Origin of the sequence: Flavobacterium sp. UBA7682 (genome assembly GCF_002482945.1) — a bacterium.
Lineage (GTDB): Bacteria > Bacteroidota > Bacteroidia > Flavobacteriales > Flavobacteriaceae > Flavobacterium.
Genome location: NZ_DLGY01000035.1, coordinates 10503 through 32878, shown reverse-complemented (window position 1 = coordinate 32878; position 22376 = coordinate 10503). Strand labels below are relative to the sequence as shown.

The 22376-nt window shown below is 35.9% G+C and carries 21 protein-coding genes and 4 tRNA genes; 23 read left to right on the top strand and 2 right to left on the bottom strand.

The window, feature by feature from the left end; all coding sequences use genetic code 11:
• The first annotated feature begins 4 nt into the window (after nucleotides 1-4).
• From B3C16_RS09965 to B3C16_RS09950, 4 genes are all read left to right on the top strand, one after another.
• Nucleotides 5-1798 carry a RagB/SusD family nutrient uptake outer membrane protein gene (locus tag B3C16_RS09965; protein ID WP_121311688.1) on the top strand — a complete coding sequence of 598 codons (1794 nt, stop codon included), beginning with the start codon at nucleotides 5-7 and terminating at the stop codon, nucleotides 1796-1798.
• Between the two features lie 98 nt (nucleotides 1799-1896).
• Nucleotides 1897-3753 (top strand): S8 family serine peptidase, encoded by a 1857-nt coding sequence (locus tag B3C16_RS09960; protein ID WP_291131303.1) that lies wholly within the window; start codon nucleotides 1897-1899, stop codon nucleotides 3751-3753.
• Between the two features lie 103 nt (nucleotides 3754-3856).
• A complete protein-coding gene (locus tag B3C16_RS09955; RefSeq protein WP_291131301.1) occupies nucleotides 3857-5794 on the top strand; it encodes a putative porin in 1938 nt (645 codons plus the stop codon).
• A gap of 212 nt (nucleotides 5795-6006) precedes the next feature.
• Nucleotides 6007-7368, top strand: coding sequence for a pyridoxal-phosphate dependent enzyme (locus B3C16_RS09950; protein WP_121311686.1), 1362 nt, complete (start codon nucleotides 6007-6009; stop codon nucleotides 7366-7368).
• Nucleotides 7369-7423: 55 nt separating this feature from the next.
• Here B3C16_RS09950 and B3C16_RS09945 read toward each other — a convergent pair whose 3' ends face one another.
• Both B3C16_RS09945 and B3C16_RS09940 read right to left on the bottom strand, forming a co-directional pair.
• Entirely contained in the window at nucleotides 7424-8227 is an 804-nt protein-coding gene (locus B3C16_RS09945; RefSeq protein ID WP_291131298.1) for a T9SS-dependent choice-of-anchor J family protein, read from the bottom strand.
• A gap of 181 nt (nucleotides 8228-8408) precedes the next feature.
• Complete coding sequence (locus B3C16_RS09940; RefSeq protein WP_291131296.1) at nucleotides 8409-10061, bottom strand: PNGase F N-terminal domain-containing protein; 1653 nt, start codon at nucleotides 10059-10061, stop codon at nucleotides 8409-8411.
• Nucleotides 10062-10117: 56 nt separating this feature from the next.
• Here B3C16_RS09940 and B3C16_RS09935 point away from each other — a divergent pair, with 56 nt between their 5' ends.
• The 19 genes from B3C16_RS09935 to rpoB all read left to right on the top strand — a co-directional run.
• Complete coding sequence (locus tag B3C16_RS09935) at nucleotides 10118-11386, top strand: DUF2851 family protein (protein ID WP_121311683.1); 1269 nt, start codon at nucleotides 10118-10120, stop codon at nucleotides 11384-11386.
• Nucleotides 11387-11389: 3 nt separating this feature from the next.
• Nucleotides 11390-11617: a PspC domain-containing protein gene (locus B3C16_RS09930; RefSeq protein ID WP_121311682.1), complete on the top strand. Its 228-nt coding sequence runs from the start codon at nucleotides 11390-11392 to the stop codon at nucleotides 11615-11617.
• A 2-nt stretch (nucleotides 11618-11619) separates the two neighbouring features.
• Entirely contained in the window at nucleotides 11620-12501 is an 882-nt protein-coding gene (locus B3C16_RS09925; protein ID WP_291131293.1) for a helix-hairpin-helix domain-containing protein, read from the top strand.
• A 31-nt stretch (nucleotides 12502-12532) separates the two neighbouring features.
• Complete coding sequence (locus B3C16_RS09920) at nucleotides 12533-13702, top strand: acyl-CoA dehydrogenase family protein (RefSeq protein WP_121311680.1); 1170 nt, start codon at nucleotides 12533-12535, stop codon at nucleotides 13700-13702.
• Between the two features lie 186 nt (nucleotides 13703-13888).
• Complete coding sequence (gene rpsU / locus B3C16_RS09915) at nucleotides 13889-14083, top strand: 30S ribosomal protein S21 (protein ID WP_121311679.1); 195 nt, start codon at nucleotides 13889-13891, stop codon at nucleotides 14081-14083.
• Between the two features lie 68 nt (nucleotides 14084-14151).
• On the top strand, nucleotides 14152-15048 hold the full coding sequence (locus B3C16_RS09910; RefSeq protein WP_121311678.1) for a tyrosine-type recombinase/integrase: 897 nt from the start codon (nucleotides 14152-14154) through the stop codon (nucleotides 15046-15048).
• A gap of 32 nt (nucleotides 15049-15080) precedes the next feature.
• Complete coding sequence (gene hpf / locus B3C16_RS09905; RefSeq protein ID WP_121311677.1) at nucleotides 15081-15383, top strand: ribosome hibernation-promoting factor, HPF/YfiA family; 303 nt, start codon at nucleotides 15081-15083, stop codon at nucleotides 15381-15383.
• A 91-nt stretch (nucleotides 15384-15474) separates the two neighbouring features.
• Nucleotides 15475-15548: transfer RNA gene (locus tag B3C16_RS09900), tRNA-Thr, on the top strand.
• 30 nt (nucleotides 15549-15578) lie between these two features.
• Nucleotides 15579-15660, top strand: a tRNA-Tyr gene (locus tag B3C16_RS09895).
• Between the two features lie 164 nt (nucleotides 15661-15824).
• Nucleotides 15825-15896, top strand: a tRNA-Thr gene (locus tag B3C16_RS09890).
• 55 nt (nucleotides 15897-15951) lie between these two features.
• A complete protein-coding gene (gene tuf / locus B3C16_RS09885; RefSeq protein WP_121311676.1) occupies nucleotides 15952-17139 on the top strand; it encodes an elongation factor Tu in 1188 nt (395 codons plus the stop codon).
• Nucleotides 17140-17201: 62 nt separating this feature from the next.
• A tRNA-Trp gene (locus B3C16_RS09880) sits at nucleotides 17202-17272 on the top strand.
• 17 nt (nucleotides 17273-17289) lie between these two features.
• Nucleotides 17290-17487 carry a preprotein translocase subunit SecE gene (gene secE, locus B3C16_RS09875; protein ID WP_121311675.1) on the top strand — a complete coding sequence of 66 codons (198 nt, stop codon included), beginning with the start codon at nucleotides 17290-17292 and terminating at the stop codon, nucleotides 17485-17487.
• Nucleotides 17488-17497: 10 nt separating this feature from the next.
• Nucleotides 17498-18049 carry a transcription termination/antitermination protein NusG gene (nusG, locus tag B3C16_RS09870; RefSeq protein ID WP_121311674.1) on the top strand — a complete coding sequence of 184 codons (552 nt, stop codon included), beginning with the start codon at nucleotides 17498-17500 and terminating at the stop codon, nucleotides 18047-18049.
• A gap of 65 nt (nucleotides 18050-18114) precedes the next feature.
• The gene (gene rplK / locus B3C16_RS09865; protein ID WP_121311673.1) at nucleotides 18115-18555 is read left to right on the top strand and encodes a 50S ribosomal protein L11; all 441 of its coding nucleotides are present in this window, start codon (nucleotides 18115-18117) and stop codon (nucleotides 18553-18555) included.
• A gap of 8 nt (nucleotides 18556-18563) precedes the next feature.
• Nucleotides 18564-19253, top strand: coding sequence for a 50S ribosomal protein L1 (rplA, locus tag B3C16_RS09860; RefSeq protein WP_121311672.1), 690 nt, complete (start codon nucleotides 18564-18566; stop codon nucleotides 19251-19253).
• Between the two features lie 23 nt (nucleotides 19254-19276).
• Entirely contained in the window at nucleotides 19277-19777 is a 501-nt protein-coding gene (gene rplJ, locus B3C16_RS09855) for a 50S ribosomal protein L10 (RefSeq protein ID WP_121311671.1), read from the top strand.
• A gap of 53 nt (nucleotides 19778-19830) precedes the next feature.
• Nucleotides 19831-20205 (top strand): 50S ribosomal protein L7/L12, encoded by a 375-nt coding sequence (rplL, locus tag B3C16_RS09850; protein WP_121311670.1) that lies wholly within the window; start codon nucleotides 19831-19833, stop codon nucleotides 20203-20205.
• 266 nt (nucleotides 20206-20471) lie between these two features.
• Nucleotides 20472-22376, top strand: a 1905-nt coding sequence (rpoB, locus tag B3C16_RS09845; protein WP_291131285.1) for a DNA-directed RNA polymerase subunit beta, incomplete at its 3' end; no start/stop codon positions are given.

The window sequence follows — 22376 nt, the reverse complement described above, 5'->3', positions numbered from 1 at the left end:
AGATATGAAAAAATATTTAAGTTTTTTTATTTTGGGTGCCGGTTTGCTTGTTACTTCATGTGACGAAAGTTTAATTGAGCAATTTGCACCCGGAGCGCTTACAGAAGAAGTTGCTGTTCAATCCAGTGAGGATTTAGCTAAGTTGATGAATGCAGCATATATACTTTTAGAACCTACCGGTGAAATAGAATTTAATTCTATTTTTACTGATGAGGCAAGTATTGGTTATGCCAATGGAGGACAAGGTTTAGGTGATAACTATGATTTCTTTCTGAATTCAGCTTCGGTTTCACCAAATGATATTTGGACAACAAATTACGTTTGTTTGTCACGTGTTAACAGGGTTATTAAATTTGCTGACAACTTTGTGCCGGTAGATGCTGCCGATCAAATGGTTGTTGATAGATTAAAAGCTGAAGCTTACACTTTGAGAGCTCATTGCCATATGCAATTGATTACTTATTTCTCTACTAATCCAAAAGATAGAAATGCATTGGGTCCAATTTTAGCTGATGATGTGTTTCCGGCTTCATATCTTGGAGTTAGAGCTACAAACGGAGCGGTTTATGATTTAATTGATGCCGATTTAGCAGCAGCTGAAGCATTATATGCTGGAGTTACAGGTACGCCTAATTCCATTTTTGCTAACAAAAACTTTACTATTGCTTTAAAAGCTAGAGTAAACAATATGAGAGGTGATTATGCTAATGCTATCACTTTTGCTGATCAAGTAATCAATACTTCAGGATTGTCTTTGGCATCTTTTGCTAATTATCCATCTGTTTTCCTTACAGATTCTAATCCTGCGAATGTTGAGGTTATTTTCAAATTGAAAAAGCAAACAGGTCAAACAAGAACGGGTGCTATTTGGGCTAGTGTTAATACTACTTTAAATGGTTCTCCTTTCTTTGAAATGGGTAGGTCATTGTTTAATGTTTTGAATACTACTAATTTGACATCTGCAACTGATTTGCAAATTACTGCTATTGCTGGTACTACATTGACTATTCCTGGTAATACTTTAGCAGTTGGAGACATGTTTGTTTCAACTGTAAGCAGACCGGCTAACGCTACTTCGGCTAACGGTACTACAACATCTCCTGCGAATTCATTGTTAGGAGGTAAAGTTTATTATGTTAGAACTGTAGTTGGTGATAATATAACATTGACTGTTGATCCAACGGTTGCTACTCCTGTAGCTGCTAATTTTGCGGGTGCTAACGGTACTGGTCTTGCAGTTGCTGTAAAAGCAAATTATGGTGATATTCGTTACACTACAAATGTTCACCCTACATCAATTATCGATTACAATTACCAAACGAGTACTGATTTTAGAAATACAGATAAAATCACTTTTAGAAAATATCCTGGTACTACTACAAATGGATTATTAGTTAATGATATCAAAATCTGTAGATTGTCTGAAATGTATTTAATTAAAGCAGAGGCTTTAATTGCTACAGGCGATTTACCTGGTGCTGCTGCTGCTGTTAAAGCAGTTAGAGATGCGCGTACTAACAGACTTCAACCATTGCCGGTTTACGCTAATGCAACTGAGGGCTATAAAGACGTGTTGAAAGAAAGAAGACTTGAGTTTTTAGCAGAAGGTTACCGTTTTATTGATTTAAAACGTTTAGGTGCTTTGGCTAATGAAGGAATTCTTAGAGATCCATTAGATTGTGCAGTAAATGGTGCTTGTTCATTACCGGTATCAGATTACAGATTTGCTTTACCAATACCAACGGATGAAACAAATCCAAACGCTGCTATTTTAGCAACTCAAAATCCTGGTTACTAATATCAAAATTCAGTAATTTATAAAAGCTACCCATTGAGGGTAGCTTTTTTTTTAAATTATATTTTTATATTTGCGATATAATTAAACGACTAAACTAAATGAAATATTTATTATTATTACTAGTTTCTATCTCTGGTTTTTCACAAACTGTTTCAGACAGAAACAAAATTATTGCCCGATATGACCAAGAAAAAATCGCTCTTTTAAAAAATAAAACAGAAGCTTATTATCGTTCACAGCAGTTGCTTATTGAACAGTATAAAAAGAATCATCCTTATGTAGAAAGTGAAACCAATTTATTGCAAAAATTTGACAATGGTTTCCCGTTGTTTTACACTGTAAATAATCAAGGCTCTGCTATTACTTTAGCAGCTGATAAATTGTATCCTGGTGGAAGCTTAGGTTTGAGTTTAACGGGAGCAGGAATGGTTTGCGGAATTTGGGATGGAGGAAGAATTAAAGATTCTCATCAAGAACTAACAGGAGGCAAAATAATTTTCGGAGATGAAAACCCTACTAATAGTGATCACGCTACGCATGTAGCAGGAACTATTCTAGCTACAGGAGTTAGTCCAACTAGAAAAGGTATTGCCTATGACGGTATTGCAGTGACCTACAGTTTTGCTGGAGATTATCCAGAAATGATAACATTTGCAGAAAATGGTAATATAGTTTCTAATCACTCTTATGGGTATATTGTAACCAATTTTCCTAATTGGAGATTTGGTTCTTATGATATATCATCAATAGAAATCGATGATGCTTCCAATGCTTTCCCCTATTATCAAATGGTTATTGCGGCTGGTAATGATAGAAATGATAACACTATTCCTCAACTTGGGGTTAAGGGTGGTTATGATATGCTAACCGGTGCTAGTGTTTCTAAAAACAGTATTGTTGTAGCTGCAGTAAATGGGGTTCCTAATTACTTGGATGAATCCAGTGTAATCATGTCAAGTTTTAGCAATTTTGGACCTACAGACGATGGTAGAATTAAACCGGACATTGCAGCAAAAGGAGTAGCAGTAAGTTCTTGTACAGGACCATCAAATTCTTCATACAGTTCTTATCAAGGTACTTCGATGGCTACACCGGCAATTACGGGGATGATTATGTTATTGCAACAACATTATAATGATTTGAACGGCGAATTTATGAAAGCTGCTACCGTTAGAGGTTTAGTATGTCATTCTGCAAAAGAAGCCGGATTAAATCTTGGCCCGGATTATGAATATGGTTGGGGTTTAGGTAATGCTGAGTTAGGTGCCGAAATTATATCAGGTAAAGATGTTACAACTTTGCTAGAGCAAAACACACTTTTGAATGCGCAAGTATTTACAAAGCAAATTTCAATTACTTCAACACAAGACATTTCAGCGACTATCTGCTGGACTGATCCTACTGGGAATTCTAATGCTTCAGGTGATAATGATAACAGAACCCCAAGATTAAAAAATAATCTAGATTTAAAAATCTTTAAAGATGGGATTACTTACTACCCATGGAAATTAGATCCGTCTGACCCGGCCGCAGGTGCTACAAATGATTCAGATAATGATGTCGATAATATTGAAAAAGTGCAGTTGTTTGGAGCGGAACCGGGAGTTTATACGATTCAAGTTACTCACAAAGGCACATTATTAGGTGGTCAACAAGATTTTTCTCTCATTGCCAATGGAGTAGATGGATTAAGTTTGAATACCAGAGACTACAATTTGGAGGATAACATTTTTGTTTATCCAAATCCAACTAATGACATATTAAATTACAACATAAAGAATAATATTGAAATTACCTCAATCAATATTCATGACATCTCAGGAAAGGAATTATTTAGAAATGATAGCGTAGTGGATTCAAGTGCTATAAATGTTTCAAACCTTTCTTCAGGAGTCTATTTTATAACTTTCCAATCAGATAGAAATTCTGTAACGAAGAAGTTTATCAAGAAATAATTTTTCTCCCAAAATATTTTAAACCATCTCCATAAAAAGGGATGGTTTTTTTATGATTTTATTACAAATTGTTTTGTGTATTTTTGCCTTGAAATTTATTCGAATGAGAAACTTAATTATCGCTATCTTTTTATTGACTTCTTATGTCGGTTTTTCTCAAACGAGAACAAACGGAACGCCCAAAGAAGGCAATGCTAAAGAAGGAGTTCAAAACGAAACACCGAAAGCCACTTTTGACCAATATAGAATTATCACTTTGCAAAGAGATACAACCTATGTTGATACCTCATTGACCATCAAAAAAGAATACGAATACAATTATCTAAGAAAAGACATCTTCGGTTTGCTGCCGTTCGCCAATGAAGGACAAACTTACACAGTTTTAGATTATGGTTATAAAAGGTTTTCTTCTTTTCCCGAAATAGGTTTCTCCGGAAAACACTTCAATTACATGAAACCGGACGATATAAAGTATTATTCAGTTGCCACACCGATAACCGAGTTGTATTTCAAGACCGTAATGCAACAAGGACAATCTGTTGATGCTTTTATTACCGTGAATACATCCGAACGATTTAACATGTCGGTTGCGTTCAAAGGCTTGCGTTCCCTTGGAAAATATATCAATCAATTGTCAAGCACCGGAAACTTCCGATTCACGTCAAGCTATAATACTTTAAACAAAAGATATTACCTAAACTTCCATTTTACCGGACAGGATTTTCTAAATGGTGAAAACGGAGGAATTACAACTTTGGAGGATTTTGAAGGTGAAGACGCTGCTTTTCAAAACAGAGCTCGATTAGAAGTATATCTCAGAGACGCCAAAACTTTTATGAAAGGGAAAAGGTTTTTCCTCGACCACAACTTCAGAATCAATCCGAAAGCAGGAAACAATAATCTTTATTTAACCCACCAATTCAATTACGAAAATAAATTCTTCGAATACAATCAGCAAACAGTAATTTCTACAGTAGGAGAAACTGAAGAACAGGTATACCGATTTGGAGACTCATTCGTGTCTTCAGGAGTCAATGACCAAACGCGTTATAACCGAATGTACAACAAAGTCGGAGCAATTTATGAAAATTCACTACTCGGAAAATTCCAATTCTTCGCCGAAGATTTCAGGTACAATTACTATTATAACAGAATTCTGATTTTGCCTTCCGGAGTTGTGCCAAGTTCCATTAATGACGAAATTAATACCGTTGGCGGACAATACCAATACCGTAAAAATAAATGGAACGGGACTTTTCAATACTCCAATTCCATTTCAAATCAATCGCTGTCCAATTTTGATGCCCAATTGAGGTACAAACTCAACGATAAAAATGAGTTTTTGTTCCAATACCAAATGCTGAACAAAATTCCCGACCATACGTATAACTTATACCAAAGCAGTTTCATAAACTACAATTGGTACAACAATTTCAAAAACGAAAAGATTAACAACTTGGAAGCAACCGCCAAAACCCAATGGTTCGAAGCTTCATTACAAGTGAGTTCTATGAATGATCACTTGTATTTCAGCGATGATTCCACCGATCCGCAACAACAATTGATTTCGCCAAAACAATACAATAAAACCATCAATTACCTGTCGGTAAAAGTCAGTCGCGAATTCAAATGGTGGAAATTGGCTTTAGATAACACTATCCTTTACCAACAAGTAGACCAAGAAGACGATATTCTCAATGTGCCGAAAATCGTCACCAGAAACTCGCTTTACTTTACCGATTATTTCTTCAAAAAAGCATTGTATCTCCAATCCGGCTTTACATTCAACTATTTTACAAAATACTACGCCAACGATTATAATCCGGTAACCGCCGAAGCATTTGTTCAGAATCAAAGAGAAATAGGCGATTTTCCAATGATCGATTTCTTTGTTAACGCCAGAATTCGCCAAACCCGAATTTTTCTAAAAGCGGAACATTTCAATTCCAGAATGACCGGTAATGATTTCTATACCGCATCCAATTATCCGTATCGCGATTTCATGATTCGCTTCGGATTGGTGTGGAATTTCTTCCAGTAGTTTGAGATTAAGAGGAGAATGTTCAGTGGTCATTCGTTTTTTATTTTTAGAAACAAAACGTTCGGGCTTTATCAGCTATGGCAATTCCTGCCTTCCGAGTTACACGGTAACTTCTCCAGTCAGGGTTAAAGGATAAATTATTCGAATTTTTGTAAACAATATTATATTCGATACCTTTACAAACTCAAAAAAAATATAGAGCAAACTTCATAATGACATACGCAGAAAACATATTAGGAACTATCGGCAACACGCCTTTAGTAAAATTGAACAAAGTTGTAGAAGGTATCGATGCTTTGGTTTTAGCCAAAGTAGAAACCTTTAATCCGGGCAATTCTACCAAAGACAGAATGGCACTCAAAATGGTAGAAGACGCAGAAGCCGACGGCCGATTAAAACCGGGTGGAACTATTATTGAAGGTACTTCGGGAAACACCGGAATGGGTTTGGCCTTAGCGGCCATCGTAAAAGGTTACAAATGTATTTTTGTAATCACCGACAAACAATCCAAAGAAAAAATGGACATCTTGCGTGCTGTTGGCGCCAAAGTAATTGTTTGCCCAACCGATGTTGAACCAACTGATCCGCGCTCCTATTATTCGGTTTCTAAAAGATTAGGAACTGAAATTCCAAATTCATGGTATGTCAATCAATACGATAATCCAAGCAATGCACAAGCCCATTACGAGCAAACCGGACCTGAAATTTGGGAGCAAACCGATGGAAAAATAACGCATTTCGTAGTTGGTGTTGGAACAGGCGGAACGATTTCAGGTATTGGAAAATATCTAAAAGAGAAAAATCCAAATATCAAAGTTTGGGGAATCGATACTTACGGTTCTGTATTTAAAAAGTATCATGAAACCGGAATCTTTGACGAAAACGAAATCTATTCTTATATCACAGAAGGCATTGGTGAAGATATTTTACCTAAAAATGTTGATTTCTCAATTATAGATGGTTTTACTAAAGTTACCGATAAAGACGCAGCCGTGTACACCAGAAAAATTGCTTTAGAAGAAGGAATTTTTGTCGGGAATTCAGCCGGGTCTTGTGTGAAAGGTTTGCACCAATTAAAAGAACATTTCACTAAAGACGATGTAGTGGTTGTGTTGTTCCACGATAGCGGAAGTCGTTATGTTGGTAAAATGTTCAACGATGATTGGATGCGTGAAAGAGGTTTCTTAGAAGAAGAAATCACCAAAGCGGAAGATGTGATTAAAGACCATAAGGACAAACCATTGGTAATTGTGCGTACCGAAGAATTAGTTTCACATGCTATTGAGCGTTTAAAAAAATACAACATCTCTCAAATTCCGGTTATCGACACAACAGGATTCGTAGGAAGTATAGACGAAACCGATTTGTTCAGAAGCTATGTCGAAGATAAAAACATAGCTGAAAAGCCAATCAAAGAGATTATGGGAAAACCTTATCCAATCGTAAATGCGAATGCACCAATCGAGGAAATTTCCAAACTAATCAATAAAGACAATCAAGCGGTCTTAGTCGATTTAGGAAATGGGAAACACCACATTATCACCAAACACGATATTATTAGTTCGATTAAATAAATAAAAAAAGTCTCGTTTTCTGAACGAGACTTTTTATTTGAACGAGATTTTTTCTCTAGATTTTAATGACTTTTTCAGTCTTAACTCTTCCGTCAGTTGCGGTAACTTTCGCAACATACGATCCACTTGACAGTTCTGTTAAATCAATTTGAGTTGACGCTGTAGCTGTTTTGATCAGATTCCCTAAAATGCTATAGATTTCGATTTTTGCAATCGATTCCGAACTATTGACATTTAAAATATTTTTTGTCGGATTTGGGTAAAACGAAATAGTGGCGTTATCGAAGTTTGTAGTAGACAAAGTTCCGGTAACGTTTACATCGTCAACGAACCAATTGTCGCCATCATCTTGTATCATTACAAAAGCAATATAAATTTGTTGACCATCATATATTGATAAATCAACGGTTTTTAGATCGCCCGGTTGTAATGCCGGAATCGTAACATTTGAAAAATCACTCTCTGCATAAGTGCTGACAATCTCAAAAGTTAATGGATCTGTTGCCGATGTTGTAGAAACTCTAATGCTATAATCAGTTGCATAATCATCAGTATATTGCTGACCTCCGTAAAAAGTCAAAGTGCTTTCGGTATAGTTGGTTAAATCTACCAAAGGAGTGATTAACCAGTCTTCTGCTGGTCCACCGGTTACGTTTTCATACCTTACAAAGGCTGAATTAGTTGGAGAATAACTACGAGTGGTTGAAGTGCCCCAGTTTTGAGCAGTTCCTATGCCATTTGTTCCAATGAAACTTGTCCAGCCCGCTGGTAAAGTTGCCGCGGCATCAAAATTTTCACTTAACTGTGCGTAAGAGAAAAAGTTTGATAAAATAAATGAAATTAAGTAAATTTTCTTCATAGTAAATTGATTTAAAGTTAATTAACTCAAAGATATTGTTTTTTTTAATTTTATTGAAAAATATGATGTTTTTTTTCCTATAAATTTTGAGATAAACTTGGTTTATTTGTTATTTTAATAAAGATAGTTTTACGAAAATCATAAAATATATAATTAAAATTAAAGAAATAACGTTTTTGTTTTATTGTTCTCCAATCAGAACGCCCGAAACATTCCACGAACTGAAACTTCCGCCTTCAGGCAAACCTTGTGGGATTTTAATTTGCATCAAATGTGTTCCGGCTTCTAAATCACCCAAATCAATAAAAATAGGATTGGTTACTGTTCCGGGACACCAATTTGACCTGCTGTAATCCGAAGAAGATAATCCGTTCGGGAAATTCCCGGAAGCTGGATTAGATAAACGATACGAGCCACAATCTTGTCGCCAAGGTGTAAAGCTGAAAGTTTCCTTATCGTTTAAGTAAATAGAATTTTTCTTCGGTACAAATTCATCACCATTTTCCCATCCGCCATGACCTGTAGTGATGTAGCGCAATTTGCAATTCTTCATCGGTTTTTCTAGTTTGAAAGAGACTTCCAAACCTTTGTCATTGTTAAACATCGTTCCATATTCTTGACCGGCCATTTCCATAATGTTATTGGTGCAAAACAAAGGAATAATTTGAGTTGGTTTTATGATAGATTCGTTTTCGGTATGAATGGTAATATTTGCAGAAACTTTGTGACCGCCTTTGTCATAATTGCCAATGTTGATGCCTAGCCATACTTCCTTTCCGCTCAACAAACTTCTCAAATCCGAAACATCTTGTCGGTACAAAACGTTTTCAGCCCAAGTCTTGTCTTTCAATTGGAGTGTATTGTATTGTTTCACCCCAAAAGGTGTAAAAAAACGCATCAATTCTACCACTGGATTGTAATTATCAGTAATAATTACACCTTGATATTCTTTGCCGTTACCATTAGTGTAAATAGGTAATGTTTTAGCGCCATTTTGTAAACCATTCAAAAACGATATTTCTTTATCCGTCGGAATCATAAAAAGCGAACCGGTTCGGTCATAAGCATCACCATTGGATTGTTCAGTAACATCGACAAAAATTTGACTACCAACTTTAATTTCCGGTAATTGGACTTTCCTTACCGCTATAGTTCCATTGGCAAAGCGCAAAATAGAATCGTTAGATTTTGATTCGTCTGAGAAATTGAGGATTTGATCTTTGAAAACAGAAATTGTCGTAAATCGACTTTTCCACAGCAAGTCTTTATAAGTCAATGCGTCGACTTGTTTTTGGGGCAATTGAAATATTGGGAATGATTTTATCTGTTCTATTTTAGTCGCCGAAATCACAAAGTTGCCATTGCGAACCATTTCCAGAACCAAACCTAAATTTTGACCCAAAACGGTTGGTGAACCTTTCACTTTCAATTCGTCCGTATACCAGAATTCAATTGTATTCGAATTGACAATCGTTTTGGCTTTTTTGCAATTGTAACCCAAGACTTTTTTGGTGTCGTTTGTGTATTCGAATGTTTGCTTGCCCAATGAAACGCTGTCTTTTGTCGCAATGATTTCTGAACTTTTCAAAGTCGCCTTTTGAAAAAAAGAATTAGAGCTTCTATCGACAATAGTTTCCTCAAAAGGGAAATCAGCTTTTTGATTTCTGATGTTTTCCGTGCTCAATAGAGTTTGATTGTTATTGGCAAAAACCCAAACCGCATCTTGGTTTTCAATCAAATTTCCATTGGAACTTTTCAAATAAGTGATTTTATAATTTTGCGAAAAGCAATTTGCTGAAATTACCAACAAAAACAATAAAAGTAAATTTTTCATTACAAAAATTTTGAATATAAAAGTAAATTTCTTACTTTGGTTAAAAATTTAGAATCGTGAAAGAAGATTTTCTTCATTATGTATGGCAATATAAGAAGTTTGGCTTTTCCAACCTAACTACGGTTTCGGGAGAAGAACTAACGATTGTCAATACAGGTCAATATTTGAAGCAATCCGGTCCCGATTTTTTTAATGCCCAAATTATTATTGGGAACCAAAAATGGGCAGGCAATATAGAAATTCATTTGAAGTCTTCAGATTGGTATTTGCACCAACATGAAAATGATGACCATTACAACAATGTTATACTGCATGTCGTTTGGGAACACGATACGCCAATTTTTAGAAAAAACAATGCAGAAATTCCAACCTTAGCACTTAGGAAGTATGTTGCGAACGATAGTTTGAATCAATATTTGTCGTTGATTATGCCTAAATCTTGGATTTATTGTGAAAGTCAGCTAAATGATGTTGATGAATTTGTTTTTAAAAATTGGCAAGAGCGATTGTTTTTCGAACGTCTGGAACGAAAATCCATTCCGATTGACGAACTTTTGCAAGAAACGGATAATGATTGGGAAGCGGTATTGTTTTATATGTTGGCTAAAAATTTTGGGCTAAATACCAATGGCGAAATCTTTTTAAAAATGGCAAAGTCTATCCCGTTTTCAATTATACGAAAAGAGAGCTTTGAAGTGGAGAATTTAGAAGCACTTTTGTTTGGTAAACTGGATTTGTTGCCTATGGTTGCTGAAGATTTTTACAGCAAAGATTTGCAAAACCGTTCGACATATATTACGCTGAAACATCGCTTAAAAAAAGCATTTATAGAACCGGTGCAATTTTTTAAACATCGTCCGGATAATTTTCCAACGATTCGTTTGGCACAATTGGCGATGTTATACCACAAGCAGCAAAATCTGTTTTCCAAAATTATAGCCACACATTCGCTTGAGGATTTTTATAAATTGTTTGAGGTTGGCGTTTCTTCCTATTGGGAAAACCACTATCAATTTGACAAAGAAAGCCCGAAAAAGAAAAAACATTTCTCTAAATCTTTTATTGATTTGTTAGTGATTAATACGATTGTACCGTTTCAATTTGCTTATGCCAAAAGTCAAGGAAAAGAAATTTCAGAGCAGCTTTTACAACTCATGGAAACTATAGCGCCTGAAAAGAATATTATCATTGAAAAGTTTTCTAATTTTGGAGTCAAATCAAAGAATGCTTTTGAAACGCAATCGCTTTTGCAACTGAAAAACAATTATTGCAATCATAGTAAGTGTTTGCAGTGCGTCATTGGAATCCAACTTTTAAAGAATTAGCAAATGTCACCGGTAATACAACTAAAATACTTCTTCGAAAAACACGGTTTTCACGTTTCGTCTCGTTTGGCTGACAAGCTGGGAATGCGTGCGTCGAATGTGCGTTTGTTTTTTATTTATATCACTTTCGTTACTGCCGGATTGTGGTTTGGCGTGTATCTAACCTTGGCGTTTTGGATTAAGTTGAAAGATTTAATTCGTGGCAAACGAACATCAGTTTTTGATTTGTAAATATGACGAATGATAATTCCATCCTGCAATCGATTTTAAGTTATTCGAAAAGTCAACGAATTGGAATTATACTGTTGTTTTTAATTATAGTTATTTGTCAGGGATTTTATCTTTTTAATGATTTTAAAACTTTTGAGACTACAAATAAAGAAGAAGCCAATTGGTTAGCGAATCAAAGCCTGATTGACAGTCTTAAACTTCAAAATAAAAATTTCAAACCCACGATTTATCCCTTCAATCCTAATTTTATTACTGATTTTAAGGGATACAAACTCGGTATGTCTGTTGCAGAAATCGACCGATTATTGGCCTACAGAAAGCAAAATAAGTTTGTCAATTCGGCAGCAGAGTTTCAGGTAGTGACTAAAGTTTCTGATTCTTTGCTGAGAACCATTTCGCCTTATTTTAAATTTCCGGATTGGGTGAAGAACAAAAAGGAATACAATTCGACTTATGTCAAAAACGAATTTTCAAGAGTTGAAAAAATCACAATTCTCGACATCAATGAAGCCAGCAAAGAAGATTTGATGAAAATCTATGGCATTGGCGATAAAATTTCGGACAGGATTTTGGAACAAAAAGGCAAGTTAGGCGCTTTTGTATCGATGGAACAAATGCATGATGTTTGGGGTTTATCGCCCGAAGTAATTGAAAAACTGAATCAATATTTTGATGTAAAATCGACTTCCAAAATCAAAAGAATCAACATTAACAATGCTTCAGTCAAAGAGTTATCTCAATTTCCGTTTTTTAGATATGCGTTGGCTAAAGAAATAGTTATTTACAGAAGCATGAATGGCGACATCAAAACTGAGGATTTGTCAAAAATTAAAGGATTTCCTGTTGATAAAATAAAAATAATTGCCTTATATTTGGAATTCTAAAAAAATAGCTTAAAAAAGTAGCCTTATTTATATGAATTCAACATATTTTACAGAAGAACACGAATTGTTTAGAAAAAGTTTGCAAGATTTTTTGCAAAAAGAAGTAGTGCCGCACATTGAAAAATGGGAAAAAACAGGTACTATTGAACGCTTTATTTGGAAAAAATTTGGCGATATGGGCTTCTTCGGATTAAAATATCCGGAAGCTTATGGTGGAATGAATTTGGATTTGTTTTATACGGTAATATTTTTAGAAGAGCTTCAAAAAATAAAATCTTCCGGTTTTGCCGCTGCCATGTGGGCACATGCCTATTTAGCCATGACACATTTAAATGCCGAAGGTGATGAAAGAATTAAGCAAGATTATTTGGCGCCCAGTATCACAGGTGACAAAATAGGTGCTTTGTGTCTTACCGAACCTTTTGGCGGAAGCGATGTGGCAGGAATGAGAACAACAGCCATCAAAAAGGGAGATAAATATGTGATTAATGGTTCTAAAACATTTATCACAAATGGCGTATATGCGGATTATTATGTAGTGGCGGCCAAGACAAGTCCGGAGTTGGGAAACAAAGGAATAAGTATATTTCTGATGGATACTAATTTAAAAGGGATTTCGGCTACCAAGTTGGATAAATTAGGTTGGAGAGCTTCTGATACTGCTGAGATTTCTTTTGATAATGTTGAAATTCCTTTAGAAAATTTAATGGGCGAAGAAGGAAAAGGCTTTCCTTATATCATGCAACATTTTGCTCTAGAGCGATTAATTATGGCCATCAATGCCCATGCGAGAGCTGAATACGCAATCGAATATACTATTGAATACATGTCGCAACGAGAAGCCTTTGGAAAAACCATAAACAAATTTCAAGCCTTACGCCATACGATGGTTGACCATGTTACCGATGTAGAACATTGTAAATTATTTAATTATGCCGCGGCAGCACGATTAGATAAAGGAGAATATGTGGTAAAAGAAGCCACTATGGCCAAATTAAAATCAACCAAAGTGGCCGATGATGCTATTTACAGTTGCTTGCAAATGTTAGGAGGTTACGGTTATATGGAAGAATATCCGTTGGCACGTTTATTAAGAGATAGTCGTTTAGGACCAATTGGCGGCGGAACTTCTGAAATTCTCAGAGAGATTTTGTCTAAAATGATTATTGACAAACAAAGCTATCAGCCTGCGGTGAAATAATTTTTTGAAAGGATAATTAAGAAAATAGACCAAGAGATGAGAGATTGTTTCTTGGTTTTTTTGTTTTTCATCTGTCATCTGTCTGTCCATTATCTTTTCTCTCATAAAATAATTCACAATTCATAATTCGTAATTCAAAAATTATATTACTTTTGCACCCACTAAATGAGAGGAGGTGTCTAAATTATGTTGATTATACCAATTAAAGACGGAGAAAACATTGATAGAGCATTAAAGCGCTACAAGAGAAAATTCGATAAAACCGGAACTGTAAGACAACTTAGAGCGCGTCAAGCGTTTACTAAGCCATCTGTAGTGAGAAGAGCACAAGTTCAAAAAGCTGCTTATATCCAAAACATGAGAGACAATATCGAAGGATAGTTAAATTCCTGATAAGATATAACCGCTGATCATTAAAGTTTCCTAACTTTGAGGTCAGCGGTTTTTTTATGGAAAATTTTAAAAATAAGTTTCAAGATTACTTACTGTTGGAGAAAAAATATTCTTTGCATACAGTGACCGCTTATATCAATGACATTGGTTTCTTTGAGTCGTTTTTGTCTAGTGCTTTTGATGATAATAATTTAATTACGGTAAATTACAATCAAGTTCGTGCTTGGATAGTTTCGCTTTCAGATGACGGAATTTCCAATTCCTCGATTAACCGAAAAATTTCTTCTTTAAAATCGTTTTATAAATTTTTGCTCAAAACAAAGCAAATCGAAACGAGTCCGCTTTTGAAGCACAAAGCCTTGAAAGCACCTAAGAAATTACAAATTCCTTTCTCGGAAAAAGAACTCGATTTGGTTTTAAATCAAATAGTTTACACTAATGATTTTGATGGCATTCGTGATAAATTGATAGTCGATTTATTTTACACTACCGGCATTCGTAGAGCTGAACTGATTAATTTGAAATTGCAAAATATCGACTTGTCAAACGGAACCTTAAAAGTATTGGGAAAAAGAAATAAGGAAAGGATTATACCGATTCTACCGGTTGTTGAAAATCAAATAAAATTATATTTAACAGAAAGGTCACATTTACAAAGGATTGTGGATGGTGAGTATTTTTTCTTACTGTTAAAAGGCGTTAAATTGAACGATTCGTTTGTTTATCGTTTAATAAATTATTACTTTAGTAATGTCTCCGAGAAGGTTAAAAAGAGTCCGCATATATTGAGACACACGTTTGCAACTCACCTTCTAAACAACGGAGCGGATATTAATTCCGTTAAAGAATTATTGGGGCATTCTAGTTTGGCGTCTACGCAAGTCTACACTCACAGCAGTTTGGCGGAACTTAAAAAGGTGTATGGTAACGCTCATCCTAGAAACAGGCAATAATTTTACAATGTTTAATCATTAAAATTTTAATTATGAAGGTAAATGTTCATGCAGTAAATTTCACTGTCGACAGAAAGCTGGTTGATTTCATCGAAGAAAGATTAGGTAAACTTGAAAAATTCTACGACAAAGTAGTTTCGTCAGATGTTTTTTTGAAGGTCGACAATACAAGTGAGAAGGAAAATAAAATTGTGGAGGTTAAAATTCATGTCCCGGGAGATGATTTTATGGTAAAGAAACAATGTAAAACATTCGAGGAAGCGGTGGAGTTGTCTTCTGAATCTTTAGAAAGATTGTTGGTTAAAAGAAAGGAAAAAATCAGAACACATATATAAGAGAAATTTTTTTCTAAAAATGTTTTGATTAAAAGATAAAATCCATACATTTGCAGTCCGTTAGAAATAGCGGACTTTTTTTATTGTGTATGCCAGCGTAGCTCAGTTGGCTAGAGCAGCTGATTTGTAATCAGCAGGTCGTGGGTTCGAGTCCCTCCGCCGGCTCAATTTTAGGGATAAAAGATAAGAAAAGTGGGGGAGATACTCAAGCGGCCAACGAGGGCGGACTGTAAATCCGCTGATTACATCTTCGCAGGTTCGAATCCTGCTCTCCCCACAAAAGTTTTGTTTAGGAAAGCTTTTGAAAATTTATTTTCAAAAAAGACTGAAGAACAAAACTTTAGTAAAGGTTCACCTTTACGGATCACCGAGTGAAGCGAGGTAATCCTGTCGTCGGGTTTGTAACCCGAAGGTTAAAAAGGCAAACGTTTATGGTTCCTTGCCGACTTAGCTCAGGGGTAGAGTGCTTCCTTGGTAAGGAAGAGGTCACGGGTTCAATTCCCGTAGTTGGCTCAAAATTGTAAAATTTGAACACTAATATATAAACTAAGATTAAAAATTAAGTAAAATGGCAAAAGAAAATTTTAACCGTAACAAGCCCCACTTAAACATTGGAACAATTGGGCACGTTGACCACGGAAAAACAACTTTAACTGCAGCGATCACAAAAGTATTATCTGATGCAGGTTACTGTCAAGCGAAATCATTTGATCAAATTGATAACGCTCCAGAAGAAAAAGAAAGAGGTATTACTATCAATACTTCACACGTTGAGTATGAAACTGCTAACCGTCACTACGCACACGTTGACTGTCCAGGTCACGCGGATTACGTAAAGAACATGGTTACTGGTGCTGCTCAAATGGACGGTGCTATTTTAGTAGTTGCTGCAACAGACGGACCAATGCCACAAACACGTGAGCACATCCTTTTAGGACGTCAGGTTGGTATTCCAAGAATCGTTGTATTCATGAACAAAGTGGATATGGTTGATGATGCGGAATTATTAGAATTAGTTGAAATGGAAATCAGAGACTTGTTGTCTTTTTACGATTATGATGGAGATAATGGTCCTGTAGTTCAAGGTTCAGCTTTAGGTGGATTGAATAACGATCCGGCTTGGGTACCAAAAATCATTGAATTGATGGAAGCTGTTGATAATTGGATTCAAGAGCCAGAAAGAGATGTTAACAAACCTTTCTTGATGCCGGTTGAAGACGTATTTACAATTACTGGTCGTGGAACTGTTGCTACAGGTCGTATCGAAACTGGTATCTGTAATACAGGTGATCCTGTTGAAATCATTGGTATGGGTGCTGAGAAATTAACTTCTACAGTAACTGGTATCGAAATGTTCCGTCAAATCTTGGATAGAGGTGAGGCTGGAGATAACGCAGGTATCTTGTTAAGAGGTGTTGCTAAAGAAGATATCAAAAGAGGAATGGTTATTTGTAAGCCAGGATCTGTAAAACCACACGCTAAATTCAAAGCTGAGGTTTATATCTTGAAAAAAGAAGAAGGTGGTCGTCACACACCATTCCACAATAACTACCGTCCACAGTTCTACGTACGTACAACTGACGTAACAGGAGTTATCTCTTTACCAGCTGGTGTAGAGATGGTAATGCCAGGTGATAACTTAACTATTGAAGTTTCTTTGTTGAGTGCAATCGCTTTGAACATCGGTTTACGTTTCGCTATCCGTGAAGGTGGTAGAACAGTAGGTGCCGGTCAGGTTACTGAAATTTTAGACTAATTATCTAATTAAATATATTACCAGCAGAGAACCTTTCGGATGCTCTGCTGGTTTTTAATGAAACGGGCGTAGTTCAAGGGTAGAATAGCGGTCTCCAAAACCGTTGATGGGGGTTCGAATCCCTCCGCCCGTGCAAAAAAATAATTTACAATGACAAAAATTGTTAACTATATATCAGAAGCATTTGAAGAATTGAGAACAAATGTTACTTGGCCGGAATGGGCTGAAGTTCAAAAGTACACTATTGTAGTGGCTGTATTCTCAATTGTTTTAGCGCTGGCAACTTGGGGTGTTGATGAAGCTTGTGCAAAAGTAATTGCCGGTTTCTTTAATTGGTTAAAACCTTAATTTTTCTGAAATGGCTGATATTAATGTAAAGAAATGGTATGTCGTTAGGGCTGTTAGTGGTCAAGAAAATAAGGTGAAAGCTTATATCGAAACCGAAATTAACAGATTAGGCATGGCAGATTATATCTCGCAAGTACTTGTTCCAACTGAAAAAGTAGTGCAAGTTAGAGATGGGAAAAAGATAGCTAAGGATAAAGTATACTTTCCTGGTTATGTCATGATTGAAGCTAACTTGGTGGGTGAAATTCCACACATTATTAAATCAATTACTGGTGTTATTGGTTTCTTAGGAGAAGTTAAAGGTGGAGATCCGGTGCCGTTAAGATTGTCAGAAGTAAACAGAATGCTTGGTAAAGTGGATGAGTTGGCTGTCAATACAGATACCCAAAATATTCCTTTCAATATAGGAGAAACAATCAAGGTTGTTGATGGTCCTTTCAATGGTTTCAACGGAACTATTGACAAAATCAATGAAGAAAAGCGTAAGCTGGAAGTAATGGTGAAAATTTTCGGAAGAAAAACACCATTGGAACTGAGCTTTATGCAAGTTGAAAAAGTATAATTTGTTACACTATTATAAACCGCAATAATCCGCTTCCACAGATTATTGTAAATTTTTAAAAAACAATGGCTAAAGAGATTAGTAAAGTAGTTAAACTACAAGTTAAGGGAGGTGCTGCGAACCCGTCGCCACCGGTTGGACCTGCTCTGGGAGCTGCTGGTGTTAATATCATGGAATTCTGTAAGCAGTTCAATGCTAGAACCCAAGATCAACCCGGCAAAGTGTTACCGGTACAAATTACCGTGTATAAAGACAAATCGTTTGATTTTGTTGTAAAAACTCCACCTGCTGCAATTCAATTATTGGATGCTGCTAAATTAAAATCTGGTTCAGGCGAGCCTAATAGAAAAAAAGTTGCTAGCGTAACTTGGGATCAAATTAAAGCTATCGCCGAAGACAAGATGGTCGATTTAAATGCATTCACACCTGAAAAAGCTATGAGCATGATTGCTGGAACAGCTAGATCTATGGGTATAACTGTAACTGGAGATTCTCCTCTAAAATAAGGTAAGAAATGGCAAAATTGACAAAAAAACAAAAAGAGGCTGCTTCAAAAATTGAAAAAAACAAACTGTATTCTTTAAAAGACGCTTCGTCTTTATTGAAAGTTGTTGCTTCAGCAAAATTTGACGAGTCTGTAGATATTGCTGTTCGTTTAGGAGTTGATCCAAGAAAAGCAAATCAAATGGTAAGAGGTGTTGTAACCCTTCCTCATGGAACCGGTAAAGATACTAAAGTATTAGCTTTAGTTACACCGGATAAAGAAGCAGAAGCGAAAGCGGCTGGTGCTGACTATGTAGGATTAGACGATTACCTTCAAAAAATTAAAGATGGTTGGACAGATGTTGATGTAATCATCACTATGCCGGCTATCATGGGTAAATTAGGTCCTTTAGGACGTGTATTAGGTCCAAGAGGTTTAATGCCAAACCCTAAAACAGGAACAGTAACCATGGAAATTGGTAAAGCTGTTGCTGAAGTAAAAGCGGGTAAAATCGACTTTAAAGTTGATAAAACTGGAATCGTTCACGCAGGTATCGGAAGAATTTCTTTCGAAGCGGATAAGATTGTAGATAACGCTCACGAGATTATTCAAACATTACTTAAATTAAAACCAACTGCAGCTAAAGGAACATATATTAAGAGTATTCACATCTCTTCTACTATGAGCCCTGCTATCGCTTTAGATCCTAAAGCAGTATAATTGGTAGTTAAACAAATTTTATTATGACAAGAGAAGAAAAATCAATCGCGATAGAAGATTTAACTGCAAAGTTGGCCGAAAGTAATATTGTATATATTGCTGACACCTCTGGGTTAGACGCAGAAACTACTTCAAACCTAAGAAGAGCTTGTTTTAAAGCAGGTATCAAATTAGAAGTAGTTAAGAACACTTTGCTTGGAAAAGCAATGGAAGCTTCAAGTAATGATTATGGTGATTTGTCATCTGTGTTAAAAGGAAACTCTTCTATTTTTATCGCAGACATCGCAAATTCTCCAGCAAAAATCATTAAAGATTTCAGAAAAAAATCAGATAAGCCTGCATTTAAAGGTGCTTACATCAACGGTGAAATTTACATCGGAGATAACCTTTTGGATAGCTTAGCTTCATTGAAATCTAAAGAAGAAGTTATTGGAGAAATCATTGGATTACTTCAATCTCCTGCAAAACGCGTTATTGCTGCATTATTAAACAATGCAGAACAAAAAGGCGAAACAGCAGAATAATTAGAGCAGACTAAAAAAATAATAATTAAAGAACATTTTAAACGATAGAAAAAATGGCAGATTTGAAACAATTCGCAGAACAATTAGTTAACCTTACGGTAAAAGAAGTTAACGATTTAGCTACAATATTAAAAGATGAGTATGGTATCGAGCCTGCTGCTGCAGCTGTAGTAGTTGCTGCTGGTGGTGCTGGTGCTGGTGATGCTGCTGAAGAGCAAACTGAATTCACAGTAGTATTGAAAGAAGCTGGAGCTTCTAAATTAGCTGTTGTAAAAGCAGTTAAAGAATTAACAGGTCTTGGCTTAAAAGAAGCTAAAGATTTAGTTGACGGCGCTCCATCAAACATCAAAGAAGGAGTTACTAAAGCAGAAGCTGAAGGTTTGAAAAAATCTTTAGAAGAAGCTGGAGCTGTTGTTGAGTTAAAATAATCCAACACCGGTTTTAGAACTAGGTTTAGGCCTTGGACAATGCGTCCAAGGGCCTAAACCATTTTTCGTATAATAAAATTATAGAAAGTTTTATTATCATATTAAGTTTAAAATACGAAAAAGTTTTTGATCAATACGAAGAAAAAAATCGACTAATTTCCTGGTTTATTTTTAAAGATGTATTGGTTACAAAAAAGGAAAGTATAAATTAAACAGTGTTTTTACACACAAAAATTACTTTTTTTAAATCAAAATTTTGTCCATTGATGATAACAAATCAGACTGAAAGATTGAATTTTGCCTCTACTAAAAACATACCTCAATATCCGGATTTCCTAGATGTTCAGGTTAAATCTTTTAAAGATTTCTTCCAATTGGAAACCAAATCTGACGAGAGAGGCAACGAAGGGTTATACAATACCTTCATGGAAAACTTTCCAATTACTGATACAAGAAACCAATTTGTATTGGAGTTCCTAGATTATTTTGTTGACCCACCGCGTTACACTATTCAAGAGTGTATCGAAAGAGGTTTAACATATAGTGTGCCTCTAAAAGCCAGACTAAAACTATACTGTACTGATCCGGAGCACGAAGATTTTGAAACGATTGTTCAAGATGTTTATCTTGGAACAATTCCATACATGACACCAAGCGGAACTTTCGTTATCAATGGTGCCGAGCGTGTGGTAGTTTCTCAATTACACCGTTCGCCTGGTGTTTTCTTTGGTCAGTCTTTCCATGCTAATGGTACTAAGTTGTATTCTGCTAGAGTAATTCCTTTCAAAGGTTCATGGATTGAATTTGCTACCGATATCAACAGCGTTATGTATGCTTATATCGATAGAAAGAAAAAATTACCGGTGACTACTCTTTTCCGTGCTATCGGATTCGAAAGAGATAAGGACATTCTTGAAATATTTGACCTTGCAGAAGAAATCAAAGTTTCAAAAACCGGTCTTAAGAAATACGTTGGAAGAAGATTAGCTGCGAGAGTATTAAATACTTGGCACGAAGATTTCGTTGACGAGGATACTGGTGAAGTAGTATCTATCGAACGTAACGAAATTATCTTGGATAGAGATACCATTATCGACAAAGATAATGTGGAAGAAATCATCGATTCTAACGTAAAATCTATTTTGTTACATAAAGAAGATGCTAATCAAGGTGATTACGCTATCATCCATAATACTTTACAAAAAGACCCAACAAACTCAGAAAAAGAAGCTGTTGAGCACATTTACCGTCAGTTGCGTAATGCAGAACCGCCTGATGAAGAAACGGCTCGTGGCATCATAGATAAATTATTCTTCTCTGACCAACGTTATAACTTAGGTGAAGTTGGTCGTTACAGAATGAACAAAAAATTGAACCTTGATATCCCAATGGAAAAGCAAGTCTTGACCAAAGAAGATATCATCACTATCGTAAAATATTTGATCGAATTAATCAACTCTAAAGCGGAGATTGATGATATTGATCACTTATCAAATCGTCGTGTGAGAACCGTTGGAGAGCAATTGTCTCAACAATTTGGTGTAGGTTTAGCCCGTATGGCCAGAACCATCCGTGAGAGAATGAACGTTAGAGATAACGAGGTGTTTACACCAATCGATTTGATCAATGCTAAAACATTATCATCGGTAATCAACTCTTTCTTTGGTACAAACCAGTTGTCTCAATTCATGGATCAAACAAATCCACTAGCTGAGATTACACACAAAAGAAGATTATCTGCCCTTGGGCCAGGTGGACTTTCAAGAGAAAGAGCCGGTTTCGAGGTACGTGACGTTCACTATACGCACTACGGAAGACTTTGTCCGATTGAAACGCCTGAAGGACCAAACATTGGATTGATTTCATCTTTGGGTGTTTATGCTAAAGTAAACGGAATGGGATTCATCGAAACACCATACCGTAAAGTAACTAACGGAACAGTTGATTTAACTTCTGAACCAATTTACTTAAGCGCAGAAGAAGAAGAAGGGAAAATGATTGCTCAGGCAAACATCGAAATGGACGCCAAAGGAAAAATTACTGCCGATAAAGTTATTGCCCGTGAAGAAGGCGATTTCCCGGTTGTTGATCCTAACGAAATTCATTATACTGACGTTGCGCCGAACCAAATCGCCTCGATTTCAGCTTCATTGATTCCTTTCTTGGAGCAT